This window comes from Mesorhizobium sp. YR577 (assembly GCF_900116595.1).
Classification (GTDB): Bacteria; Pseudomonadota; Alphaproteobacteria; order Rhizobiales; family Rhizobiaceae; genus Mesorhizobium_M.
Map to the genome: position 1 here is coordinate 252839 of NZ_FPBI01000009.1, position 24456 is coordinate 277294.

Annotated in this window: 17 protein-coding genes; 5 read left to right on the forward strand and 12 right to left on the reverse strand. The window is 60.1% G+C overall.

The window, feature by feature from the left end:
* Positions 1-13: 13 nt before the first annotated feature.
* Positions 14-1405: a neutral/alkaline non-lysosomal ceramidase N-terminal domain-containing protein gene (locus BM413_RS15430; protein ID WP_175544336.1), complete on the reverse strand. Its 1392-nt coding sequence runs from the start codon at positions 1403-1405 to the stop codon at positions 14-16.
* Between the two features lie 291 nt (positions 1406-1696).
* Here BM413_RS15430 and BM413_RS15435 point away from each other — a divergent pair, with 291 nt between their 5' ends.
* Positions 1697-2830, forward strand: a complete 1134-nt coding sequence (locus tag BM413_RS15435) for a hypothetical protein (RefSeq protein WP_091914528.1) — start codon at positions 1697-1699, stop codon at positions 2828-2830.
* 13 nt (positions 2831-2843) lie between these two features.
* On the opposite strand, the gene BM413_RS15440 is transcribed toward BM413_RS15435, so the two are convergent.
* From BM413_RS15440 to BM413_RS15455, 4 genes are read right to left on the reverse strand one after another with little or no spacing between them, the layout of a single operon-like run.
* Complete coding sequence (locus tag BM413_RS15440) at positions 2844-4355, reverse strand: sugar ABC transporter ATP-binding protein (protein ID WP_162931656.1); 1512 nt, start codon at positions 4353-4355, stop codon at positions 2844-2846.
* Between the two features lie 10 nt (positions 4356-4365).
* A complete protein-coding gene (locus BM413_RS15445; protein WP_091914532.1) occupies positions 4366-5334 on the reverse strand; it encodes a sugar ABC transporter substrate-binding protein in 969 nt (322 codons plus the stop codon).
* Between the two features lie 21 nt (positions 5335-5355).
* A complete protein-coding gene (locus tag BM413_RS15450) occupies positions 5356-6342 on the reverse strand; it encodes an ABC transporter permease (RefSeq protein ID WP_091914534.1) in 987 nt (328 codons plus the stop codon).
* Positions 6339-7544 carry an ROK family protein gene (locus BM413_RS15455; RefSeq protein ID WP_091914536.1) on the reverse strand — a complete coding sequence of 402 codons (1206 nt, stop codon included), beginning with the start codon at positions 7542-7544 and terminating at the stop codon, positions 6339-6341. The genes BM413_RS15450 and BM413_RS15455 overlap by 4 nt, the downstream gene beginning before the upstream one ends.
* Before the next feature lie 114 nt (positions 7545-7658).
* Between BM413_RS15455 and BM413_RS15460 the strand changes: the two genes are divergently transcribed.
* Positions 7659-8900, forward strand: a complete 1242-nt coding sequence (locus BM413_RS15460; protein ID WP_091914538.1) for a metal-dependent hydrolase family protein — start codon at positions 7659-7661, stop codon at positions 8898-8900.
* A 174-nt stretch (positions 8901-9074) separates the two neighbouring features.
* Positions 9075-9650 carry a DUF1349 domain-containing protein gene (locus BM413_RS15465; RefSeq protein ID WP_091914540.1) on the forward strand — a complete coding sequence of 192 codons (576 nt, stop codon included), beginning with the start codon at positions 9075-9077 and terminating at the stop codon, positions 9648-9650.
* Here the strand turns inward: BM413_RS15465 and BM413_RS33615 are convergent, their stop codons facing one another.
* From BM413_RS33615 to BM413_RS15490, 5 genes are all read right to left on the reverse strand, one after another.
* Positions 9651-9929 carry a hypothetical protein gene (locus BM413_RS33615; protein ID WP_244537883.1) on the reverse strand — a complete coding sequence of 93 codons (279 nt, stop codon included), beginning with the start codon at positions 9927-9929 and terminating at the stop codon, positions 9651-9653.
* Positions 9930-9985: 56 nt separating this feature from the next.
* Positions 9986-10738 carry a trehalose-phosphatase gene (gene otsB, locus BM413_RS15475; protein ID WP_091914605.1) on the reverse strand — a complete coding sequence of 251 codons (753 nt, stop codon included), beginning with the start codon at positions 10736-10738 and terminating at the stop codon, positions 9986-9988.
* Positions 10738-12531 (reverse strand): alpha,alpha-trehalose-phosphate synthase (UDP-forming), encoded by a 1794-nt coding sequence (locus tag BM413_RS15480; RefSeq protein WP_091914542.1) that lies wholly within the window; start codon positions 12529-12531, stop codon positions 10738-10740. Before BM413_RS15480 ends, otsB begins: the two co-directional genes overlap by 1 nt.
* 133 nt (positions 12532-12664) lie before the next feature.
* Positions 12665-14827, reverse strand: coding sequence for an amylo-alpha-1,6-glucosidase (locus tag BM413_RS15485; protein ID WP_091914543.1), 2163 nt, complete (start codon positions 14825-14827; stop codon positions 12665-12667).
* A gap of 54 nt (positions 14828-14881) precedes the next feature.
* The gene (locus BM413_RS15490) at positions 14882-15943 is read right to left on the reverse strand and encodes a glycosyltransferase family 4 protein (protein WP_091914544.1); all 1062 of its coding nucleotides are present in this window, start codon (positions 15941-15943) and stop codon (positions 14882-14884) included.
* 242 nt (positions 15944-16185) lie between these two features.
* Here BM413_RS15490 and BM413_RS15495 point away from each other — a divergent pair, with 242 nt between their 5' ends.
* Complete coding sequence (locus tag BM413_RS15495) at positions 16186-17559, forward strand: PAS domain S-box protein (protein ID WP_091914545.1); 1374 nt, start codon at positions 16186-16188, stop codon at positions 17557-17559.
* 195 nt (positions 17560-17754) lie between these two features.
* Complete coding sequence (locus BM413_RS15500; RefSeq protein WP_091914546.1) at positions 17755-19869, forward strand: catalase; 2115 nt, start codon at positions 17755-17757, stop codon at positions 19867-19869.
* A 49-nt stretch (positions 19870-19918) separates the two neighbouring features.
* On the opposite strand, the gene BM413_RS15505 is transcribed toward BM413_RS15500, so the two are convergent.
* Positions 19919-20629, reverse strand: coding sequence for a response regulator (locus BM413_RS15505; RefSeq protein ID WP_091914607.1), 711 nt, complete (start codon positions 20627-20629; stop codon positions 19919-19921).
* Between the two features lie 91 nt (positions 20630-20720).
* The gene (locus BM413_RS15510) at positions 20721-24416 is read right to left on the reverse strand and encodes a PAS-domain containing protein (RefSeq protein ID WP_091914547.1); all 3696 of its coding nucleotides are present in this window, start codon (positions 24414-24416) and stop codon (positions 20721-20723) included.
* Positions 24417-24456 lie beyond the last annotated feature (40 nt).

The window sequence follows — 24456 nt, forward strand, 5'->3', positions numbered from 1 at the left end:
ATTAGAGCATTTTCTACTGCGCCATATACTCCGCTGCCAGGTCGGAGAGACCCTGTACGATTCCCTGCTCGGCACAGCCCGGGAGGAGCCGCGTTCCCAGAACCTGGAACGTCTGGTGGCCGAAGGATTCGTCGTCCGGAATATAGCCTGAAAGGGCTCTTCCGTTTGCCAAGGTGACATACATCGTCTTGGAGATCGGCGATCCCTTCTTCACGCCTTGGCCGATCTTTGTGTAGATTTCGGCATTGGTCGTGGCGAGTGCGATGTTGCCTATACCCAGCAGGCCGAAACGAATGTCTACATCCGGCCCAGGCTCATACTGGCCGGCAACACCTTCGCGAGCGTTGTCGAGCCGCTTGCGCCCAGCGCAGGTCAGCGTGTTCTGCTTGCCCCAGATTTTTGGATCATCCTGCAGATCCTTGACGTCGCTCATGACGCGGATGACTTCTTCGCCGAGAATGGTGCCCAATGCCTCCATGTAAGCACCGAGCTGATGCGCGACCACTGGATCAAGCGGACCGTCCGCGACCGTCTTGTTGCGCAACGGCGCCTCGATGTCCTCGCGGATCATCTCGTAGCCGGTGATCTTGGCGCTGCCTTTCGAGGCAAGAGCATTGGTTCCCGTGCGCAACCAGCGCGGGTTCTGGTCGCCCGAGGCGCCCTGGGTGAAGACCGTCACCATGTCGTCGCCGAAGGCCTTCTCGACGTAGCGGCTGGTTGCAGCCGCAAAATCGCCGGAGACAAAACCCGCCAGGTAACCGTTGACCGGATGCATGGCGTAGTTGACGTAAGCTGCGATCGGTTCGCCATCGGCGCCGACAAAAGACAGCACGCCGACGGTCTTGTCTGAAGCCGCGGAAAGATTGGCAGCTTGCGTCCAGCGTTTGGTGTTGCGGCTGACGACGTCGCGATTGACGTTGAGGTAAGCCTCGCCGGTCGCATAGCCGACGCGCGCCGGCCTAAGCTTTGTCATCGCGTCCTTGACCGCGTCCAGCGATACATTGGCTACGAATTCGCTGCCGTAACGGGGTGTGCCGGGAGCGGTGGTTGCGTTCGCTGGCCAGTCGCTGTGAGTATGCGTGGAGGACATGATGATGTTCGCCACGGGAATCTTGAGTTCGTCTGCGATCCGTTGGCTGGCATCTGCCCATACGTCCTCGTTGATGCCGCCGAGGTCTGCACCAATCAGCACTGCCCGGTTGTCGCCATTGTCCATAACGATGGCGCGAAGGTAGAGCTTCTCGTGGTCGAAATCGTTCATCGCCGGAAAATCCGGGCTGGCAGGAGGTGTGATGTCCACACGCGTTGCACCGACGCGCAAGCCTGCGGCGTCTTGAGCGAAGATGGGACCCGAAAGCGACAGCGTCGCCGCGAGCGTTGCCGAAAGCAGCCTTAAGTAAGTCAAGAGTTCCTCCCAGATGGCCAAGATGATGCCGCGGAATCCTCCGGGGTTCCGCATCGTCAGATTGCGCCGCCTGCGGAGCCGCGTTCAACGTTTCAATCCCTTGGCGGCATCCATCAGGGAGGATTATCTGGCAATGATGTTACGCATGGTTACATTTCATCGTCGCATCTGTTTTGTCGAATGCAGGACTAGCTGTGAGAGCCGCCGACAAGACGTTCGGACAGCATTTGGTTATATGGTTCGATTGCGGATAGCTTCCGTGTCGCGAGCATTACAAAAGAGAGAGAAATTTTGGATCTGAGGTTCGGCGTCAAAATCTACGACAACGACTGGTTTCTCCGTCACAGGATGAGCGCCGTCCAGGCGGCCGATCTCCTTGCGCGATGGGGTGTGACCTATGTGATAGCGCAGAGCAAGTTCCTGCCCATGTCGAATTCGGCGGTGGCCAGCGCCGTCACAGACGACGACAGGAAGGCTTATGACGCCCTCGACGACGTAGCCTTCCGGGAGCTTCTGCGCGAAAGGGGCATCGCCTATTTCGCCTGCCTCAACATCTGCTTCGATCCGGCCTTTTCTGCATCGCATCCGGAATTGACAGCCATCGACCAATGGGGGCGCCCGGCGCGGCAGGAGGACTGGTACATCGGCCTGCCACCGGATCGCGAGGAGAATATCGCCCACAAGATCGATCTGCTGCGCCGTGGTGTCGCTGCGCTGAAACCGGATGCTGTGCATCTCGGTTTCATCCGCTGGCCGGGCTTCTGGGAAACCTGGCTGCCGGGGGACCGTCGTGCCGAAAAGCCGGAATATTGCTTCTCCGCCCGCACGGTCGACGCTTTCAATCGTGATCTCGGATTGGCGGTCCCGGCCGACGTTCCCACTGCAGCGGCCCGCATCATCCTGGAACGGCATCGGCAAGCATGGATAGACTGGAAGTGTGCCAGGACCGTTTCAGCCATAGCGCACATCCGGCATGAGCTTGCAGCGGTTCAGGACAGTCTTAAATACTCGATCAACACCTTGCCGTTCTTCCGCACAGACTTCGATAATGCCGTCGAGGAAGTCTTTGGCCAGAACATCGCCACGCTTGCCGGCGTTGTCGATATCTTCGAGGTGATGGCCTATCATCAGATCCTCGCCCGACCGCCGCAATGGCCGGCCGAAGTAACCAATGACATCAGGAAACGCAGTGGAAACGAGGCGATCTGCACCCTGCAGGCGAAAGCACTCTATCTCGAGGGGATGCACGCAGGCCGTGGCCGCAAGAGCGAGCTATCCGCCGCAGAATTCGCACAGGCCTTGAGCGCGCTCGCCGAGTCCAACGCCAGCGGCGTCTGTGTCTTCACTTTCACCGATCTTCTCGACATGCGCGGCAACGAGACAGGACAGGCGATGCTGGCCGCGCTCAAATCCTTCCGAAGCTGAGCGCCTTGGTCTGTCAGATGCTTTCCGGCACCCTGCTTATTGCGGCGAGCAGGCTGGCGCGGGAGAGGTCCGCCTTGCGGAAGGACCCGCTGATTGTTCCGCCCGTCATGATGGCGATGCGGTCGCTAAGATCGAGCAGTTCGTCAAGATCGTCGGATATGACGAGGATGCCGGCACCCTGTTGGGCCGCCAGCCTGATCTGGTTGTGCAACTCGGCCTTGGCGCCGATATCGACACCTGCCGTCGGCTGATCGAGAAGCATGACCTTTGGCCGGGACGCAACGGCACGCGCGACCATGACCTTTTGCGCGTTGCCGCCACTCAACTGGCCGACAATCTTCTTTCGGTCCGGCGGGCGGATCGCGAAGCGCTTGATCATGTCCAGCGCCATGCGCGGGCGGCTGCCCGGGCGAACGATGCCTGCCTTCGAAAGCAGTTTGGCGAGCGAACTCGTCACGATATTGGCTTCGACCGAGGAGGTGAGTGCCAGACCGGACACCTTGCGGTCTTCCGGCACCAGCACCAGTCCGTTACGGACGGCGCGGCCGGGGGTGCGCCTCGTCACGGCCCGCCCGTCAACTGCTACGCTGCCGGTATTGCGCACATCTCCGATCAGCGCCCTGGCGAAACGCGTGCGGCCGGATCCAACCAGTCCCGCCAGTCCGACGATCTCGCCGTGGCGGATCGTAAGATCGGTCGGCGCTCGGCCTTCGATGCTGAGGTTTTTGACCGTGAGCGCTTCCCGCGATTCGTCCGCCAGGCTTTCGCCGGCAGGCGGTGCCGAACTGGCAACGACATCGTGACCGACCAGGAGCTGAGCCAGACTATCGACCGTGTAGGAGGAACCGGCGTTGGTTTCCACGACTGCGCCATCACGCATCACCGTGATGCGGTCGGACAACCGGCAGACCTCATCGAGGAAATGGCTGATATAGACGATGCCGACCTTCTTCTCCGCAGCCATCCTGCGCATGGTCGAGAACAGCAGCTCGCGTTCGGCCGGAGCGAGACGGGCGGTCGGCTCGTCCATCACCAGGATGCGCACATCCTGAGAGCAGGCCCTGACGATCTCCGTCAATTGCTGCGCGCCGACACCAAGCCTGCGCACCGGCATGTCCATGGGTAGAGCGATGCCAAGCTGTTTCGCTTCAAGCTCCGAGCGTTCGCGCAACTGCTTATAGGCGATGGTGCCGGAAACGAGGCCGCGCGGCTCGCGCCCGAGCGCGATGTTTTCCGCAACCGACAGCTCAGGTACCAGCGAAAAGTCCTGATAGATGATGGCGATGCCGCGTTGCAGCGCGTCGCGCGGGGCGCCCAGCCTGATGTCTTCTCCGGCAAGGCGGATGTCGCCAGTATAATCGGCATAGTTTCCGCCGAGCACCTTCATGAGGGTACTCTTGCCGGCCCCGTTGTGGCCGACAAGAGCATGGATTTCACCGGGCTCTAAAGAAAAGTCGACGCCTCGGAGAACCTGCACGCCCGAAAAGCTCTTGCGGATATTGCGCATCTCCAGAAGCATCGACATCGTCCTTGTCTCAGCCGCCCCAGGCCGCGGCATACTCTTCGACGTTCTCCTTGGTTATCGTCGGCAGATCGAGATAGTGGTTGGGCGAGGGGATCTGATCGGCCTTGCCGGCAAACAACAGGATGGCATCTTCGATCGCGACCTTGCCCTGCGGTGCCGGATCCTGGTTGACGGTGCCGTAGACGCTGCCCTTGATGACGGCGTTGCGAACATCCAGCGGATAGTCGCCCAGGATGAACTTCACATCCGTGCGGCCGTTCTCCATGGCGAAGTTCGCGCCGTTCACGCCTTCCGGTCCCTGGTCGACGATAGCGTCGATGGAGCCTTGCGGATATTTGCTGAGATAGTCCTGGGTGATCGCGAGCGCCTTGGAGTTATCCCAGTCGGCAGCCTGCTTCTCCAGGATCGTGATGTCCGGATACTTCTTCAGCGTGTCCATCAGGCCCGCTTCGCGGGCGAGCTGCGCGGACGTGCCGAGCTTGCCGAGGATGTAGGCGATCTTGCCCTTTCCGTCGAGCGCCTTGGCAATGAGGTCGCCCTGGCGTTGGCCGAAGACGAAATCGTCCACGCCGACATAGGTGACTACCTTGGCGCCCGAGCTGGTGTCGGCACTGGTATTAACCGCCATCACCGGGATGTTGGCCGCGTTCGCCTGGCGGATCACCGGCACGATGCCCTTCGGGTCGCTCGGGGCAATCATGATCATGTCGACCTGCTGGGCGAGGAACTGCTGGACGATCGAAATCTGCGTGGCGAGGTCGCCATTGCCGCTCTGGATATCGAGCTGGATGCCGTTCGCGGCGGCCGTCTCGTTCGCGGTCTTGATGAGGTTGGAATAGAAAGGCACGGACGTGTTCCAGATCATGAACCCGATCCGCTTGCCCTGCTGTGCCCTTACGAGGCCGGTGCTTGCCAGCAAGGCGAGGCCGGCGGCGCCTGCCAGTACGGTGCGGCGTGTGTAGTGTGTGTTATGCGTCATGGGTGTTCTCCTCCCTGATGATCAGCGCAACTCGCGCTGCTTGCGTTGATAGCTGTCTAGTCCCACGGCCACGAGGATGACCGCGCCGGTCACGGCGGGTTGCCAGAAGGGCGATACGCCGAGAAGGTTGAGGGCATTGGCGATGATGCCGAGCAGCAACGTGCCGAGCACTGCGCTCCAGACCTGGCCGACGCCGCCGCTGAGCGGCACGCCGCCCACCACGACGGCCGCGATTGCCGTCAGCGGCCAATCGGCAGCACTTGCCGGCTGGCCGATATTGGTCTGACCGAGCAGCACGATGCCCGCGATTGCCGCAAAAAGCCCGCCAAGCGCATAAGTGATCAGGATCACCCGGTCGACATTGATGCCGGCAAGGCGGGCGGCTGTCTTGTTGCCGCCGACGATGTAGATGTAGTGCCCGAGCGTGGTGAACCGCAGGATCGCCCAGGTGACCAGCGCCACCCCTGCGAAGATGATGGTGGGGATCGGGATGGGTCCGATACGGCCGAGGCCGAGTACGGTGAAAGATTCAGGAACGCCATAGACCGGCTGTGCAGCCGTCCCAACGAAGAGGAACCCGGTAACCAGGACCTGCGTCGCAAGCGTCGTGACGAACGGGTTTATGCCGATCTTGGCAATGAAGAAGCCGTTGGCGAGGCCGACCACCAGCCCGAGCAAAAGCGCGACGACGATACCGAGCGGCATTGAGACCTGAACGATGAGTGCCGCGGCCACCACCGACGACATCGCGCCCACTGCACCCACGGAAAGGTCAAAACCGCCCGTGATGATCATCAGCAGCATGCCGCAGGCGACGATGCCGATGATGGAATTGCGCTGCAGCACGTTGGCGAAATTGGCCCAGCTTGCAAAATGCGGCACCATCAGGCTGAAGCCGATCAAGAGCAGCACGAAAATGATCAGCAGCGCATAGCTCGAAAGCGATGCCCACCCCCTGGCGGCTTTTTCCTGCCGTGCGTTGGCGGCGGCGCCGTCGATCGGTGTCATGATAATTGTCCTTCCATATCGCGGGCTGCGCTCACCGTCTGTGTCAGCAGCACATCGGCAGCACGGGCCCGCTCACCTGCGAACAGCAGCGTGCCTATGAGTTCAGCCTGTTCGCCGAGCGAGGCCGGCACCACGCGGACATTTTCGGTCGCGCGTGCAATGGAGAAGCGGCGCATCGCGTCATTGAGCGGTTGAAGCAGGCTGTCGCCGGCGCGCATCAGTTCGCCGCCGACGATGACGAGTTCGGGATTGAAGTAGCTGCAGAGGTGGCCGACATAGCGACCGACCAGCGCGCCCGCGTCCGACACGATCCTGTTGGCGCCGACATCGCCGGCAACGGCCTTGCGCAGCATTTCGTCGGAGGAGATATCCCCATGCGAGATGCTGAGCGCCTTGGCCAGCGCGTTCACCGAGACGATCGCTTCCAGGCACCCGCGGCTGCCGCAACGGCAGACGGCGCCATGCTCGTCCACAACGATATGGCCGAGTTCGCCGGCGATACCGCTTGTACCCCTGAAGACATGCCCGTTGATGACGATGCCCAGCCCAACGCCGACGGACAGAAGCACATAGAGCGCGACTTGCGTTTCACGCGCGGCGCCATAGGTGCTCTCGGCCAGCGCGCCTAGATTGGCGTCGTTGTCCATATAGACGGGAAGGCCCAGACGCTTTGACAAGCCCCCCGTCACATCCGTGCCGACCCACCGCGCGAGGATGGAGCCCGCATGAAGCTCACCCGTGGCTGCATCCACAGGGCCTGGAACACCTATGCCGACAGCTTTGATTTCCGCTCGGTTGATGCCGGATGAGGCGATGATCTTCTCGACATTTTCCGCAGCCAGGTCGAGCGCCTGATCGGCCGGAACATCGATGTCGAAGTCGCAGGAAATCTGTTCGACGATGCGATAGTTTGCATCGGAAATCGCCGCCTTGATGAAAATGCGGCCGAAATCGATGCCGACGAAATAACCTTTGGGCGCGGCGAGCGCGACACGCGTTCCGGGTCTTCCGGCAGCCTTCGCCGTATGGTTGGAAGTGTTCTCTTCCTCGACGAGATTTTCCTCGCTCAGAGCCGTGATCGCGGCCGACATGGTGGAACGGGAAACGCCGAATTTACGCGCAAGCTCGGCACGCGACTGAGGGCCGCTCGTGCTCAGAGCTTCGAGTATGCCGGTACGAAGTCGTGCTTGCGAAGGCGTCATGGACGCGGCTTTCCTCCCATGTTGGCGAGCCTTTGACACACAAGCGCATATATGTCAAATCCGCACAATATATCATTTTAGTTAGTCCAAAATCAAACAAATTAGGGAGGCGTCATGATGGACCAAGTGAGGCTCAAGGCAGGGCTGGTCCTCGCGGGGCCGGACCTTCAATCAATCAGGAATGGCGCGATATTGATCGAGGCTGGGCGCATAGCCGCGGTCGGCGAAGACGGTGCTGTGCCCTGTCCGCCGGGATGCGAGCAGCGCGATCTAGGCGGCGCCACGCTGATGCCGGGCATGATCGATGCCCATATGCACACTTTCGGCGTCGACAGCACCCAGCTCCACCTGCTTGCCACGGAACGCGAGCCCTACCGTGCTGCCCGCGCGCTTTCTGAACTCAAGCGCATGCTCCATGCCGGCTTCACCTCGGCACGCTGTCTCGGATCGACGATCGGGCCCGACGTAAGGCGCGCGATAGACGATGGGTTTGCGGAGGGGCCGCGGCTCAAGGTTGCCGGCGGCTTCATCTCTTCCACCTCGGGCACCTGGGACTCACGTTATGTTTCCCTCTCGGTGGCAAGGTCGAGCGGTGAGGTGGCCGATGGTCCTGCGGGCCTTGTTCAGGCTGTGCGCCAACGTGTGCGGGAAGGGGCCGACTTCATCAAGCTCGGGCTTTCCAAGGGCGGTGTCCACGACCGCTATCATGCCTGGGGCGACGACCCGCTCAACCAGGTTGCGACCTTCAGCCTTGAAGAGGTGAGGGCGGCTGTCGAGGAAGCCCACCGCAACCAGCTTTACGTGAGTGCTCATGCGATCGGCGAGGAGCCGGTAAGGCTCGCTATCGAAGGCGGCGTGGACATCATCGAGCACGGCTACGGGATAACGCCGCAGACGCGCGCGCTGCTGGTGGAACAGAAGAAGATCGTCGTCACCACGATCTCGCAGCTGCATTTCCACCGGGCGGCTTATGACGCCTATCGCTATCCGCAGTGGGAGCGCGACGCCTACGAACGCCACTGGGCCATCATGCAGCGCGATTTCAAGCTCGGCCTCGAGGCCGGCGTGCGCTTTGCGCTCGGCACTGATCTCATCGGGGGCCCCACTCATCCCCTGCACGAGGCGGCCATGGAGTTTCAGCTAGCCGTCGAGTGGGGCATGAGCAAGCATCAGGCGCTTCACGCTGGAACAATGACAGGTGCCGAGGCGCTCGGCATCGCGTCGCAGACGGGCAGCCTCGAGGTAGGAAAGGCCGCCGACATCATAGCGGTCCAGGGCAATCCCTTGCTCGATATTGCGACTCTCGGGAAGCCGCTGCTGGTGGTCAAGGAAGGCCGGACGATCCGCGCCGCGTGATCTCCTGTCTTTTGGATCGCCGAAAATGGCGCCATGACCAGCGAACCGTCTCGATCACCTATCTCGACGTGGCGCTCAGCGAGCGTGAGCCGGTTCCAGGGAACCCTGTTACCTTCGTCTCATTGACTGCTACTGTGATTTCGACGGCTGCAAAAAGCAAAGGCGATATGATCTATGGGAGCGTCCTATACTTGGCTCAATAAGCCCTCCGTTTGGACGGGCGATGCGAGGCATCTTCAGTTGCGCACCGAGCTGGAAACGGATTTCTGGCGCGAAACCTTTTATGGCTTCATCAGGGACAGCGGGCACGCATATCTCACCCCTGTGTCGGGTGATTTCACCGCATCCGTAACCGTCACGGGAGCATACGAAGCGCTCTATGACCAGGCGGGGCTTTTCCTACGGCTGGACGACCATCAGTGGATCAAGGCCGGGATCGAATTCACCGATGGCCTTATGCACTTCAGTGTCGTGGTGACACGCGATGTCTCGGACTGGTCGGTCATACCGCTTCATGGCGTATCTCCCAGCGATGAAATATCGATGCGGCTGACGCGGCATGGAAATGCCGTGCGGGTGCAGTTCTCAACCGGATCGAACACCTGGCAGATGGCTCGCCTCTGTCCCTTCACCGACGCGGACGCACAGATAGGCGTCATGGCCTGCTCCCCGCAGCGTGTTGGCTTCACAGCAGAGTTTCGTGACTTGGCTGTTGGCCCACCGGTATCGCGCCAGCTTCACGCCGATTGATCAGGCGCTGAGGTTCTGCTTGGCGGGCCTGAGCGGCCGGCACGAATTGCGGATCATCAATCGACCCTGCAGCGTCAGCCGGCGCGGCGGTGCATCGCGATTGCCAGAAAGGCGATCCAGCAGCGCGGCGAGAAGGTTGAGAAGACCATCACCTTGCCGACGGAGAAAATCACCAAGGAAAACGCCGAATAGGCCCTCAAGGACAACGATCTTTGATCCAACCGGGATACCTGCGGGCAATGTTTGGCGGGTATCTGTCGCGAGAACATTTTTTGCCACCGAGGATCAGTGGACGACGCCTCAGTTTTCGCCGATCCCGGCCAAATGGCGTGTTCCTACGTCCTGCGTAGCTGCTGTTTCAGCCAGGCAAGTGTGTCCGCGACGCTGTCGATGCAGTAGGTCGCTTGAGTAGGGCCTTGCGGCTTGACGCGTATCGAAATGCCGTCCGCTTCATTGATCGCTTCGAAGCCGTTCTCGTCGGAAGTATCGTCACCCAGGAACACAGGTCGTCTTCCGGTGAATGGTGCGATTTTCAGGAAGCGGCGAATAGCGGCGCCCTTGGCCGCTTCGAGTGGCATCAATTCCACGCCGGCATTGCCGGGGATTGTTCGATAACCCTCGGGCAGCTTGTCCAGCGCCCGGTCGACCAGTTCCGTGGCGCGGGCCAGCAGATGGGGTGCTGCGCGCGTGTGGACGGCCAGGATCGGGCCTTTTCGTTCAATATAGATGTCGCTGCCGGCGAACTCCGCCTCGATCTCAGCCGCAAGAGCGGCGATATCGTCAGGTTCGCCTGCTGCTTTCACTGGGCCGTTCGGCTCCAGCCGATGTTCCAGGCCGTACAGTCCGGCGGCGCGTAGCTTGAGCGGTTGAAAAAGCCTGTCCGCCTGAGCGATCGAGCGACCGGTGATGAAGGCCACCGCTCCGTCCAACTGACGCTCCAGATCGATCAGGAGAGTACGGAGCTCCTCGCTGACGACGACGGCATCGGGATGTGCGGCGTGTTCCAGCAAGGTGCCGTCGATGTCGAGAAACAACGACCATTTGCCTTCGGCCAGATCCGGCACGCGCAGTCTTTCCTGTATGTCCATCATGACGCCCTCTTGCGATCGACTATCGAGACAATGTTGCCGCTTGCGGATGGCGGCTGGTAATCGAAATTTGCCGTGGCGCGATCGATCGCACCGCGTTTGCGCAACCGGGCGGCGTCCAGCAGCATGCTGCCGGCCCATCTGTAGACGTTGTTGTCGCGGACGATGTCGCGCAGGCTTGCCATGCGCCGGCGCTGTTCGTCGGGGCTCATGGTTATGGCTTGAAGCAGCATGTCGCTCATCATCGTCGCGTCGTAGGGATTGACGATCAGCGCCTCCAGAAGTTCGCGCGCGGCACCGGCAAAGGTGCTGAGCAGGAGAACGCCCTGTTCGTCATCGCGCGCGGCTACGAATTCCTTGGCGACGAGGTTCATGCCGTCATGCAGGCTGGTCACCAGGCAGACGTCGGCCGCTCGATAGATCTCATAGACCTGCTCCTGGCTATGATGCTCCGCCACCATTAGTACCGGCTTGTAGCCCTCGCTGCCAAAGCGTTGGTTCAGGTCCTCGGCCCGCTGAAGGCAATCATCGTAGAGCTGCTGGTAGGCCGGCAGTGTGCCGCGGCTGGGCGCTGCAATTTGCAGGACAACCACTTTGCCGATCCATTCCGGATGATGCGTGAACAGTTCCTCCAGCGCCTCGAAGCGATCGAGGATACCCTTCGTGTAGTCGAGACGTTCGACGCCAACGCAAAGTTTCACATCCTCGTCCAGGCCGAACCTGGCGCGTATGTGATCCCGGCATTCGACGACGGGCGGCAGGTTTTCCAGCTGAGCTGGCGGCCATTCGATGGAAATCGGATAGGCATGTACCAGGCTCGTCTGGCCGCCATAGGAGATCGCGGCATCCTCGCGCTCGATGCGGCTTTCGAGAAAGCGATCGACGCTTTCGGTGAAATTATTGCAATGAAACTGGGTATGGAAGCCGATAATCGAGCTGCCGAGAAGCCCATCCAGTATCTGCTCGCGCCACGGACAGATGCTGAAGACCTCGGAATTGGGCCAGGGGATATGCCAGAAGGTGATGACGATGGCCTCCGGCAACCTCTCCCGGATCATGCGCGGCAGGAGTGCAAAATGATAATCCTGCACAAGCACGATCGGGCGCTCATTGCGCGCCTCGGCCACTACCGTGTCGGCAAACTTCCTGTTCACGGCCTCATATGCCTTCCAGTCGGAGGCACGGAAAACGGGTCGCGTAAACGCGATATGGCATAGCGGCCACAGGCCTTCATTGGCGAAGCCAAGATAATAGCCTTGCTGCTCTTCCTCGCTCAGCCAGACGCGGCGAAGCGTATAGGAGGGGCGATCCGGCGGAACTTCCACGCGATCGTTCTGATCGACCGTCTGCCGGTCGGCCGAGCCGCCGCCATAGGCAATCCAGGTGCCGGCGCAGGCGCGCGTAATCGGCTCCAGTGCGGAAACGAGGCCGCTGGCAGGCACCACAAGCTCGACATCGCCGTCGTCCGTCAGATTGTGGATGTAAGGCTCACGGTTGGACACGACGATGACCTGGGCGCCGGGCAATTCGCTCGCCAAGATCCTGCGCAACGTCTCGGGCGACCAATTGACCAGAGTTGCATCGGCCGAATGCCCGTTTTTTTCATATTCGCGCAGTTTGCTCGACGTATCGGGAACCATCTCATCCCCGGCGCTATGCGGGCCTGATCGGTGAGTTCGACGCTGTTGTCGCAACGAAAACACCAGGGCGAAGATTGAGAGCGCAATGCTTGCCGCAATCAAGAACCACAGGGTGGGGAGGGAATGCAGAATATCCAAGCCGTCGCTTGTCATGGTAGTGCCAAAATCATCCTCGGCCGCAGGAACGGCCGTCTATCGGGTCTGTGTCAGAAAATGCATCGCCGCCGCTGGCAGGCGATCTGCTTGTGGATGGCTAACGCATCGGTGCGCTATCGGTTCCTGAAAATCAGGTTCGGACGATAAGCGGCACTTTGCCCTCGTCACGGCTTGCCAGAAATGCCCCGACGCGGTCTCCCACGCGCTGGAATGTCAGATCGACGGCGTTCACGCCCACTCCAAGATGCCGGATGGTGAGATTGTCGATACCGATCGGCAATCTCGGCCGATCGACATGGATTTCCCCGTTCCAGCCGTCGATTTCGAGACCCAAACAGGCCTGCATGAGCATGAAGACGGAACCGGCGGACCAGGCTTGCGGCAGGCACGCCACCGGATAGGCGATCGGCGCCTCGCCTGGTGCCCGGGTGAAGCCGCAGAACAGTTCGGGCAGCCGCATGTTGAAATGGACGGCAGACTCGAACGTTCCGCTCATCAACCGCACCAGATCGTCCCGCACGCCATAACGTGCGAGGCCTGCGCCGCATATTGCCGTGTCGTGCGGCCAGATCGAACCGTTGTGATAGGACATCGGGTTGAAGAAGATGGCGTCGTCGGCGACCGTCCTTAGGCCCCAGCCGGAATGGAAGGGCGCTGCCAGAAGTTGATCCGCCACCCTTTCCGCGCGGCTGGCTTCCGGAAGACCGACATAGAGGAGATGCCCGGCATTCGTGGTGCGGACCATGCATGGATTGCCATCGCCATCGAGCGCCAGCGCGTAGAAACCGAGATCTTCGAGCCAGAAGTGCTTCTCGACGGTAATACGCATCGCTTCGGCGCGTTCTGCCCAATGTGCAGATTTTTCGGTCTCGCCCCGGCGCGCTGCTAGTTCCGCCAGCCCCTTGAATGCGGCAAAGACATAGCCTTGCACCTCGACCAGCGCGATCGGGCCCTTCGGAATGCGGCCGTCGGCATGGAAGACGGAATCGAAACTGTCCTTCCAGCCCTGGTTGGCAAGGCCTGTATCGGCCGCGCGCTGATAGGTGAGGAAACCGGTGAGGCGGCTGGCTTCCTCGATCCAGTCGGCTGCCGCGCAGAGAGACGGCCACAAGGCATCCATGAAGGCCATGTCGCCGGTGCGGTTGGCGTAAGCGCAGGCGAGATGGATGTAGAGCGGCGTGGTGTCGACGCCGCCGTAGTAGCGCCCGAAGGGCAGCTCCAGCAGTGCCGCCATCTCACCCTTGCGCGTTTCGTGCATGATCTTGCCGGGCTGGGAATCGCTGAAAGGCGACGTTTCGGTCGCCTGATGCTGCGCCAGGAAGGCAAGAACGCCCCGGGCCAGGCCCGGATTGAGCCAGAGCATCTGCAAAGCGGAAATAACGCCGTCGCGGCCGAAGGCGGTCGAGAACCAGGGAATTCCAGCATAGGGGTAAGGCCCCGTTTCAAGTTCGGTGGTGAGCAGCGCGACATCCGCCCGCGCACGTCCGACCCAATCGTTGAAGACGCGGCCCGAACTGTGGATCGTCGCGCCGTGACGGCGCTTGGCCCGCATGCCGAAACGCGCTCGGGCAGCGGCGGCGCGAAAGCGGTGGCGGCAAGGCTGGCCGGCGACTTCCGGCCCGGCCTCGATGTAAAAAATCTGCCGGCCACGCTTTGGCACGGCGAGGCGAAAATCCGCCCTGCCTTCCGACAAATGATCGGCTGCATGGGAAAACGAGATCACCGAGACGCGGACGAGCTTATCCAGTCCCTCGTAGCGCAGAACGACGGAACCCGTGCTGGTCTCGGCTTCGTGCACCGTTCCACGCTTGGCCCGGGTCGATCCGCGCACCTCGAACATGTCGCGGAAATCCGCGGCGAAGTGCAGGGAAAGCGCGATCGTGGAATCCTGCTGGCTATAGTTCGAGATGGTCACGCGCTCATACAGACGGTTCTCCCAAAGCAGCCTGACGCGCTCGATATGAACCGCTCCCTGCGGCATCTCGCGGCCTTCGAGGTTTTCGATCGGCAGGTTGGTCAGGTTGGTGGTGAACAGCACATTGTCCTGGCTGAGCGATGCCCCGAGCAGCGAAGTCGGGCGTCCGCCGACCGTCAGGCGAAACTCCGACAGAACGCGCGTGTCGTCACGGAAAAAGCCGTCGCCGGCACCTCGTATGTCGCCATAGGCGTCGGCTACGGCGAAACAATCGCCATGCTTCAGGGCGAACTGGCGATGCGGCTCCCGTGGTGCGGTATCGTCCAGCGATGCAAGGGCAAGGGCCGGGTCGAGCTTGCGCTCGTCGAGTTGTGCCATCAGTCATGAAACTCTGCGGTTGTTGCTGCAATATGTTCGAAAATGGCCGCCGCCTCAGGAGGCCTTCGCCTCGGCTGCACCACCAAGCAACCGCGCATAGGCGCTGACATAGTCCCTTGCCATTCGCTCAGCAGAAAAGCGCCGCTCGAAGGTTCGGCGCACTTCGCGCCGGTCGAGTTGCAGAAGCTGCGGCATGGAGGCCACGGCCTCTTCGATCGAATCGACGATGAAGCCTGTCACGCCATTATCGACGATTTCCGGCATCGCTCCGCAGTTCCAGGCAATCACCGGCGTTCCGCACGCCATTGCTTCGATGACCGCAAGACCGAACGGCTCGGGCCAGTCGATCGGGAAAAGTAGCCCGGCGGCATTGCCGAGGAAGGCAGATTTGCGGTCTTCCGATATCTCGCCGACGTATTCGATCTGGTCGCCATCGATCATCGGCTCGATCACCTCATGGAAATAGGCGCGGTCGTCATCGCCGATCTTGGCGGCAAGCTTGAGCTTGAGCCCGGTGCGTCGCGCAATCTCGATGGCGCGATTCGGCCGTTTGTCGCGCGACATCCGGCCCAGAAATGCGAGGTAGCCCCCGTCGCGCCCTGCTTCGAAAGCAGGTTTGTAAATATCGACCGGAATCCCGTGATGGATTGTAGCGAGCCAATTGGCTTCTGCGAGCCCCATGCGCTGGCTGCGCGAAATCGAAATCATCGGGAAATTCGGAAAGCGCTCATAGGCCGGCGCTAGATCGGTATAATCCAGCCTGCCATGCGGCGTGGTCACAGTCCGTTCCGGCATATGCTCGAAGAACGGAAAGTGCAGGAAGTGACTGAGATGGAAATGGATGATGTCGAACTGGTCGGCGCGCTGCCTGACCTCGGCCAGCATGGACAGATGCGCAGCAATCTCGGATTTCAGCGGATGAGGGTCGAGACGAAGCGCGATCTGTCGACAGGGCACGAGCTTTGCTGATGTCGTGGTGTCACCGCTGGCAAAGAGGGTCACGTCGTGACCAAACGCGACCAGCGCTTCCGTCAGATAGGAGATGATGCGTTCAGTGCCACCGTAGAGCTTAGGCGGGACCGATTCATAGAGTGGCGCGACATGCGCGATTCTCATGGTTCAGGTTCCCTCAAACAATATCGTTGAGGTAACCGAAATGCTTCAGCCAGCAGATCGTTCCGATACAACTCCGGCTGAAGGCGGATGCGTTGGGTGAGATTGGAACTGCTGCCGGCCGCGCTGGCTGCATCGCGATAAACGCGATTTATTCCCAACCGAATAAATCACCACGGCTTTCCTTTATATGGCAATGTCCTAATTGAGGAACGAGCGCGCAAGGCGGCTTCAAGGGAAAGACTATGCTGGATCAGAAATTACTAGCCTTGGACGGTAATTTGGCCGGCGATTTCACAGCTCCCCAACTTGTTGAGGATTCGGCTGCCGCGATCTACATGACCGATGCTCAGGGGCGGATTACCTATTTCAACGAGGCCGCCGCCGCACTTTGGGCGCATCGTCCCGAAATCGGAATGAGCGAATGGTGTGGCTCGTGGCGTCTGCGCTACCCGGACGGACGGCCGATGCCCCATGCCGAATGTCCAATGGCGATTGCCGTCAAACAAGGCCGAGCGCTCAAGGGAGAAGCCATTGCCGAAAGGCCAGACGGAAGTCTCGTTCCGTTTCTGGCGTTTCCTTCCCCAATTCGCGACGAAAAAGGCAAGATAGTCGGCGCGATCAACATTCTGGTCGACATTACCGATCACAAGACAGCCGAGGAAGTAACCCACCGGCTGGCCGCGATCGTGGAATCTTCCGATGATGCCATCCTCAGCAAAAGCCTCACCGGGGTGATTGCAAGCTGGAACCGCGGTGCCGAGGAGCTTTTCGGCTATACGGCTGACGAAGCCATCGGCAAGCACATAGGTTTCCTTATTCCGGCCGACCGGAAGGCAGAAGAGGACGTGATCCTCGGACGTATCCGAGCCGGCGAGCGCGTGGACCACTTCGACACCATCAGGCAGCATAAGAATGGTACGCTCATCAACATATCGTTGACCGTCTCCCCGGTGAGAAACGCAGCCGGCATGGTCATCGGAGCATCCAAGATCGCGAGAAACATCACCGATCGGAAGGAGAGTGAAAATCGCATCCGGATGTTGATGCGCGAAGTCAATCACCGAGTGAAAAACCAGTTCGCCGTGATTTTATCCATGATCAGGGAGACGCGGAAACGCGCCACATCCACCGAAGATTTCGAGGCCCAGATCAGAGAACGCATCATGGCGCTGGCCAGTTCTCACGATCTTCTGGTTGACGGCGATTGGCGCGGAGCCGACCTGGGCCAGCTCATCACCAAGCAAGTCCAACCATTTGCAAATGACGAGCGGGTTTCTGCCCGTGGCAATGCGCTGATGCTTGGTGCGACCGCCGTCCAATATCTGGGCATTGCCTTCCACGAACTTGCGACAAACTCGGTCAAATATGGCGCGCTTTCGACGCCTGCCGGACGGATCGACATAGAATGGAAGGTCGCGGAAGAAAATCCGTCGCATATTTGCCTGACGTGGAAGGAGAGCGGCGGTCCAATTGTACATGAGCCAGACCGCAAGGGCTTCGGAAGAGTGGTTCTTGAAAGAGTTGCCCCTGCGGCCGTGAACGGGGTCGGCAGTGTCGCCTTTGCGCCCGATGGTCTCATCTGGACGCTAGAAGCACCGCTAGACAGTTTGACCTGAGATAGAGGCAACACACCCACGCCCGCCGTGGCGTCCTGACAGGCCCTGATTGCGGAACTGTAGATTTAACGGAACGAAGCTTCGCGCGTCGCGTTCCCGGTAATCGCAACGACATCACGATCAACCGGCATTCAAGCAGCCCCTTCTGCCCGAAGGGGACGGCCATGTCGTGTGTGATCCGCAAAGGGAACCCCAATGGCGAAGACATCAAGCCGCTCCAGCAAGGCTTCGACGGCAAGCGTATCTATCCATGATCAGAAACTGCACAAAGGCAACGGTGGTGAGCTTCATCAGGTTGCGGAGGGCGACACACCCATTCTGACGACTGCTCAGGGCGGGCCGGTTTCAGACGATCAAAACTCGTTGCGTATTGGCGAGCGAGGCCCGACGGTGATGGAGGACTTCCATTTCCGCGAGAAGATTTTTCACTTTGACCACGAACGTATACCCGAGCGAGTGGTCCATGCTCGCGGCTATGGCGCGCATGGCTACTTCGAAACATATGATTCGTTGGCGGACTATACTCGGGCCGATATTTTCCAGCGGGCTGGAGAAAAGACGCCGGCGTTCGTGCGCTTTTCCACCGTCGCGGGCAGCGAGGGCTCGGTCGACCTGGCGCGAGATGTTCGCGGTTTTGCCGTCAAGCTCTACACCAAGGAAGGCAACTGGGACATCGTCGGAAATAACATCCCGGTCTTCTTCATTCAGGACGCAATCAAGTTTCCCGACATCATACACTCCGTGAAGCCCGAGCCCGATAGCGGTTTCCCCCAGGCTCAGTCCGCGCACGACAATTTCTGGGATTTCATATCGCTGACTCCCGAAAGCATGCACATGATCATGTGGGTGATGTCCGATCGCGCAATCCCTCGGTCTTTCCGCTTCATGGAAGGATTTGGCGTCCACACATTTCGCATGGTCAACGCCAAGGATGAATCGACTTTCGTAAAGTTCCATTGGAAGCCGAAGCTCGGCCTGCAATCCGTCGTCTGGAATGAGGCCGTCAAGATCAATGGCGCTGATCCCGACTTCCATCGCCGCGACCTTTGGGATGCGATCAAATCCGGAAACTTCCCTGAGTGGGAATTACAGGTTCAGCTCTTCGACCAGGATTTTGCCGACAGTTTTGACTTCGACATCCTCGATGCCACCAAGCTCATTCCGGAAGAAGTTCTCAGGCCTATTCCCGTCGGCCGTCTGGTGCTCGACCGTATGCCGGACAACTTCTTCGCCGAGACCGAGCAGGTTGCGTTCATGACGCAGAATGTGCCGCCGGGTGTTGACTTCTCCAACGATCCACTGCTTCAGGGCCGCAACTTTTCTTACCTCGATACCCAGATCAAGCGGCTAGGCAGCACCAACTTTACGCATCTTCCGATCAATGCCCCAAAATGCCCCTTCAATCATTTCCAGCAGGACGGCCACATGGCCATGCGCAACCCGGTCGGGCGCGTCAATTACCAGCCCAACTCGTGGGGAGAAGGCCCGCGAGAGTCTCCGGAGCGAGGGTTTCGATCGTTTGCCGACGTCGAGGAGGGGCCGAAGCAACGCATTCGCGCTGAAAGTTTCGCCGATCACTACAGCCAGGCGCGACAGTTTTTCATCAGCCAGACGCCGACAGAGCAGCACCACATCGCAGCAGCGATCACCTTCGAACTCAGCAAGGTCAAGACGCCGGTAATCCGCGAGCGGATTGTCTCCCACCTGCTCAACATCGACAACGGACTGGCCAATGAGGTCGGCGCTGCTCTCGGGATCAAGGCTATGCCCAAGCGCGCTGACGCGGCCGTCGCAACGCGCCAGGATCTCGATGCCGCGCCGTCCCTCAGCATTCTCGCAAAAGGGCCGGAACGGTTCGAAGGTCGCAAGCTCGGCATTCTGGTCACCGATGGAACAGATGCAGCAATTCTGAAGGCCCTCACTGCTGCATTGGTGAAAGAGCGTGCGAACTTCGAGATCATCGCTCCAAAGGTCGGCGGGGCAAAAGCCAGCGATGGAAGCCTGATTGAGGCGGATCAGATGATCGGCGGCGGGCCATCCGTGCTTTACGATGCGGTTGCGCTTCTTCCATCCGAAGACGCTATGGCGGAGCTCGCCCAAAATCCGGCCGTGCGCGATTTCGTTGCCGACGCCTATGCGCATTGCAAGTTCATCGGCTATGTCGAAGCAGCAAAACCCTTGTTCGAAAAGGTCGGCATTGCTGACGGACTCGACGAAGGCATCATTGAACTCTCCGCGTCAAAAGATGCCGCCAGCTTTGTCAGAACGCTTGGCGCCCTTCGGGTCTGGAGCAGGGAGTCAAAAACTTAGCCGCTAGGCTTTGGCGGTTGCCGCCAGATGTCTGCCGTCAAATCGTTCGCTACGAATAAAGGTATCCGACACCGCGAATGGTTCGGATAACCTCCGGCTTGGAAGGATCGATCTCTATCTTCTTACGCAACCGGGAGATGCGGATGTCGATGCTGCGGTCGAACGGGTCCCAGCCGCGGTCGTGCGCCAGTTCGAGAAGCTGATCCCGGTTTAGGACGCGCCCGCGATGATCGGCGAATACCTTCAGAAGCTGGAACTCCATCGCCGTGATTGCGATTTCAATGCCGTCTTCGTCGAACAGCTTATGCGCCTCACGGTCAAAGCTGCAGCGCCCGAACTTGACCTGCTGAGTGCCGTGAGTGTCCGCCTTCACTTCGGGCCGTGCGCGGCCTGAAGTTCTGCGCAACACCGCTTTGAGGCGGGCGAGCAGTTCCCGCAAATCCACCGGTTTTGCGATATAGTCATCGGCACCCATTTCGAGGCCGACGACGCGGTCTATGGTGTCGGCGGACCCCGTCAGCATGATGATGGCAACGTCCGAGCGTTCACGCAGATATCGGGCCAGCGACAGCCCGTCCTCGCCAGGCATCCTTATATCCAAGATGATCGCGTCGATATGGCGTGCATTTGCCAGTTCGCGCAAAGCCGGGCCGCCATCGACAGGCGTGACGGCATAGCCATGGCGCTCCAGATATTCCGCGACAATGTCACGTATATCCGGCTCGTCGTCGCAAACAACGATGTGCGCAGCTTCCATCAAGACATCGGTCGACAAGTAACTTGCCCCAGATACAAACTATTCCCGTTCAAATCGGATGGCAAATCACCAGGCGCCAATACTAGTTACACAATCAGATACTTTTGCTCATCAATTTGGACACGAAGGATCGGAGTTCGTCAGGTTTGACCGGTTTTTCCAGATAGGGCCGCTTTGTCGCCCGCAAGAAAACCTGAGCGTCCGGGCTGATCGTATCACCCGTCAGGAAGGCCAGCCGCTCGATCTCCGATGGATGGAAATCGGCGACATGGTTGAACAGATGGCGGCCATCCATGTTCGGCATCTTCAGATCGCTCAGGATCAGGGCGAAGGTGTGTTTCTTCAATTGTCGCACGGCTTCCTCGCCAGATCGGGCGACGGTGACCCTGAAACCGTCACGTCTCAGCACCTCCGCAATCAGGTCTCCGACCTCCTTCTCATCGTCCACGACCAGGCAGGCCAGTCCCGAGGATTTTGCCGGCTCCCGGGATTTGTTTTCGGCTTTCACGCTCGGCTGTTGCGAAACCGGAAGCGAGACGATGAAGGTGGACCCTTCGCCAGCGGTGGTTTCGACCTCAATGGTCCCCCCATGCGACTGAACGATGCGGTGACAGAATGACAGCCCGATCCCGGTTCCGGCTCCGACCTCCTTGGTGGTGAAGAACGGCTCAAAGATGCGTGACAGGATTTCGCCGGCGATTCCGGGACCAGTGTCGGAAATCCTGACGAGCACATTGCCATTCCTGGGGTGCAGATGCGCGGAGATCGTTATCTCTCTTCGCCCCTCCCATCCGTGCAAAGCCTGCTCGGCATTGACCAGGAGATTGATCAATACCTGGCTGAGCTGGTCCGGATCGGCCCAGATCGGCGGGAGACCTTGCTGGAGGTGAACCGAGAAGGCGACGTCGGAGGAACTGATGGAATAACTGGCCACCTCGATCGCAGAGGCAACGACGTCATCTATCCGGACGTTCTGGGTCCGGGTTGGTTGCTGCCGAGCCATGGCCAGGAAGGTTTTGACGATACGCGCGCATCGTTCGGCGGCCTTGCTGATCTTGTCGGCGCGCTCCTCGGTCGTTCGATCCTTTGCCGTTTCCTTCAATATCAAGGAAAGCCCGAGCACCACGGAGAGCGGGTTGTTCAGTTCGTGCGCCACTCCTGCCAGCAACTCACCCAAAGCTGAGAGTTTTTCGTTCTGATGCAGTGTTTCGCGCTGGCGCTCGAGTTCGGTCTGCATCCTGATACGGTCGGTAAGATCGTAGGCGTGCGATACGATGACATTCTCGCCGTGGAAGTCGATGAGCCGGGACGATATCGAGCACCAGCATGTTCCCCCGTCCTTGCGCTTGAGCTGGGTTTCGAAATCGTCGATCGATCCTTCGCCCAGAAGTTTCTCGACATATCGCTTCCGATCCACCTGATCGACATAGTAGTCCGCCGCGTAAGCGACATTGCCAAGCAGTTCGGCCGTCGCGGGGCTGCGGTAAAGCACCTTGCCGTCATGGGCGCGGGTCATCTGGATGTTGACCGGGCAGGCTTCGAGAACCTTGCGGACCAGTTCGTCGGCTTCTTTGGCGGCCAGTTCGGCGCGTTTGCGCTCGGTGATGTCGACGCGGGTAACAACGAAGCCTCCTTCGCGGGTGGGGCAGGTCGAGACGAAGTACCAGCTGCCGTCGGTATGCTGGAATTCCTGCTGCCGGAACTCGCGCCGGTCCTTCGCCCGCTCGGCCAGCCAGGTGTCTATCCCCTGCGGTGGAACAGGGAACTGTTTTCGCTCTGCAGTGGTGCGCAGAAAGTCGAACCAGTTCACGCCGGGAGCCAGAACATCGGCGCTTATCGCATGCATCTTGCGGTAGCGGCTGTTGGCGAGGATCAGGCAATCGTCCTTGCCATAAAGCGCAAACCCTTCCGCCAGTGACTCGATCGCATCGATCAGCCGGTCATTGGCCCGCCGTGTCTGGTCCTGGGCCAGGATCATGTCGTCGATATTTGTCGAGTTGGAGACGATGACCGACTGGCCCTGGAAATCGATCAGACGCGCTGAAAGCGAAGCCCAGAACACGCGGTTGTCTGCCGTGTATTGCTGGACCCGGAAGTCGTCGACCCTGCCGTCTTCCTGCAGGGTTTCGACAAGGCGCCGGCTGTCGTCGGCATCGACGTAGTAATCCGTGATCTTCGCTCGATCGCCGTAGAGATTTGCGCATGCCGGATTTCGATAAAGCGTCTGCCCGTCGACTGTGGACATGCGCGTGGGCGAAGGGCAGGCATCGAGAACCTGACGCAGCAAGGCATGGGCGTCGCGTTCGGCGGTCTCGGCCTTCTTGCGCTCGCTTATGTCCGCGCGGGTTACCACGAATCCGCCGAGACGGGTCGGATGAACCGACACCGAGTGCCATTGTCCGTTGCCAAGCTCAACGGGCGCATCTTTCAGGAACCCGACACGATCCCGAACGCGCTCATTGAACCACGCGTCTTCGCGGCCGATAGCGGCGCGATACGCCCCGCGCCTTGCCGCTTCGCGCAAGAGTGCGGCCCATTCGACCCCGGGCTCGACCATATCCTCGACCATATGGTTCATTTCGCGGTAGAGCCGGTTGCACATCACGAGCCGGTTGTCGTCGCCGTATAGCGCAAAGCCTTCGGACAGGGATTCGATCGCGTCCGAAAGGAGCTCGCGCGCCAGTGCGATTTCGTCGTCGCGCTTCTTCTGCTTGGTGACATCGGCGATGCCGCCAAGCACCATCTGCCGCCCCTGATATTCCACGACACGGAGATTGCCGGTCGCCCAGATTTCCTGACCATCAGCCCGCTTCAGGAGCGCCTCGCAATTTTCGACGGTTCCCTTGCGCATGAGCTCATGGCTGATCTTCCGATACTGCCGCTGGTCGACGAAATAGTCGCAGAGCTTAGGCACCTTTTGCACCGTGCTCGCGTTCTTCGGCCAGCCGAACAGCCGCTCGGCTGCGCGGCTCTGGTAGATCAAATCCCCGGATTCGATATCGTTCATCCACACCGGCAGCGGGTGATGCTTGATGAGGAAACCGAACAGGTCTTCGCGCTGCTTGCGTTTTGTGATGTCGAGAACGCCTATGATGATCGAGGGGCGCCCCTGATAGAGCCCGGGCCGGCAATTGGCCGAGCACCAGACAATCGTGCCGTCCGACCGTTTGAACTGGATTTCGTGATCGCGAACGATATCGCTCGTGCTGACGAGTTCCCTGATCTTGTTGAAATCGCGAGGGTCTACGGAATGGTCGGTTATGAATTGCGGCGTACTAGGCTGCCATTTCCTGCCGAGCAGGTTCGAGGCATCCAGACTCTCATAGAGGATCTCCATGCTCTTCTCATCGACCACCCAGACCGGCAGCGGATGACTGTCGGTGATGCAGCGGAATATCTCGGCGTTGGCCTGATATGCGATCTGCGCCCGCTTGATGTCGGTGATGTCGATGCTGACCAGGGCAACGCCACCGTCGGGCCGGGGATGTGTTGTCAGCAGTTTCCAGCGTCCGTCCACCGTCTCGGCCTCGACCGGCGCCTTTGCGGTTTCCTTCCAGCGCGCCGCGGCACTTCTAATGAAGCTGTCGTTCGGCTCGACAGTCCTGCCGTCGAAGCTCTTGAACCGGGCAAGAACCCTGGCGCTCGCAGTCTCCAGGTTCATTGAGCCGGGATCAGCGGACGTGGAGGCGCTTTCGCCGAAGATCTCGGCATTGGCCTCGACGAGAATGTTCTCGCCGTTGAACAAGGCGTAGCCTGTTGGTGCGTTCATGACTTGGCTTTCGTCGAGCATGCACAGTCTCCATCCCCGTCGAACATCGATTGCGATCAGC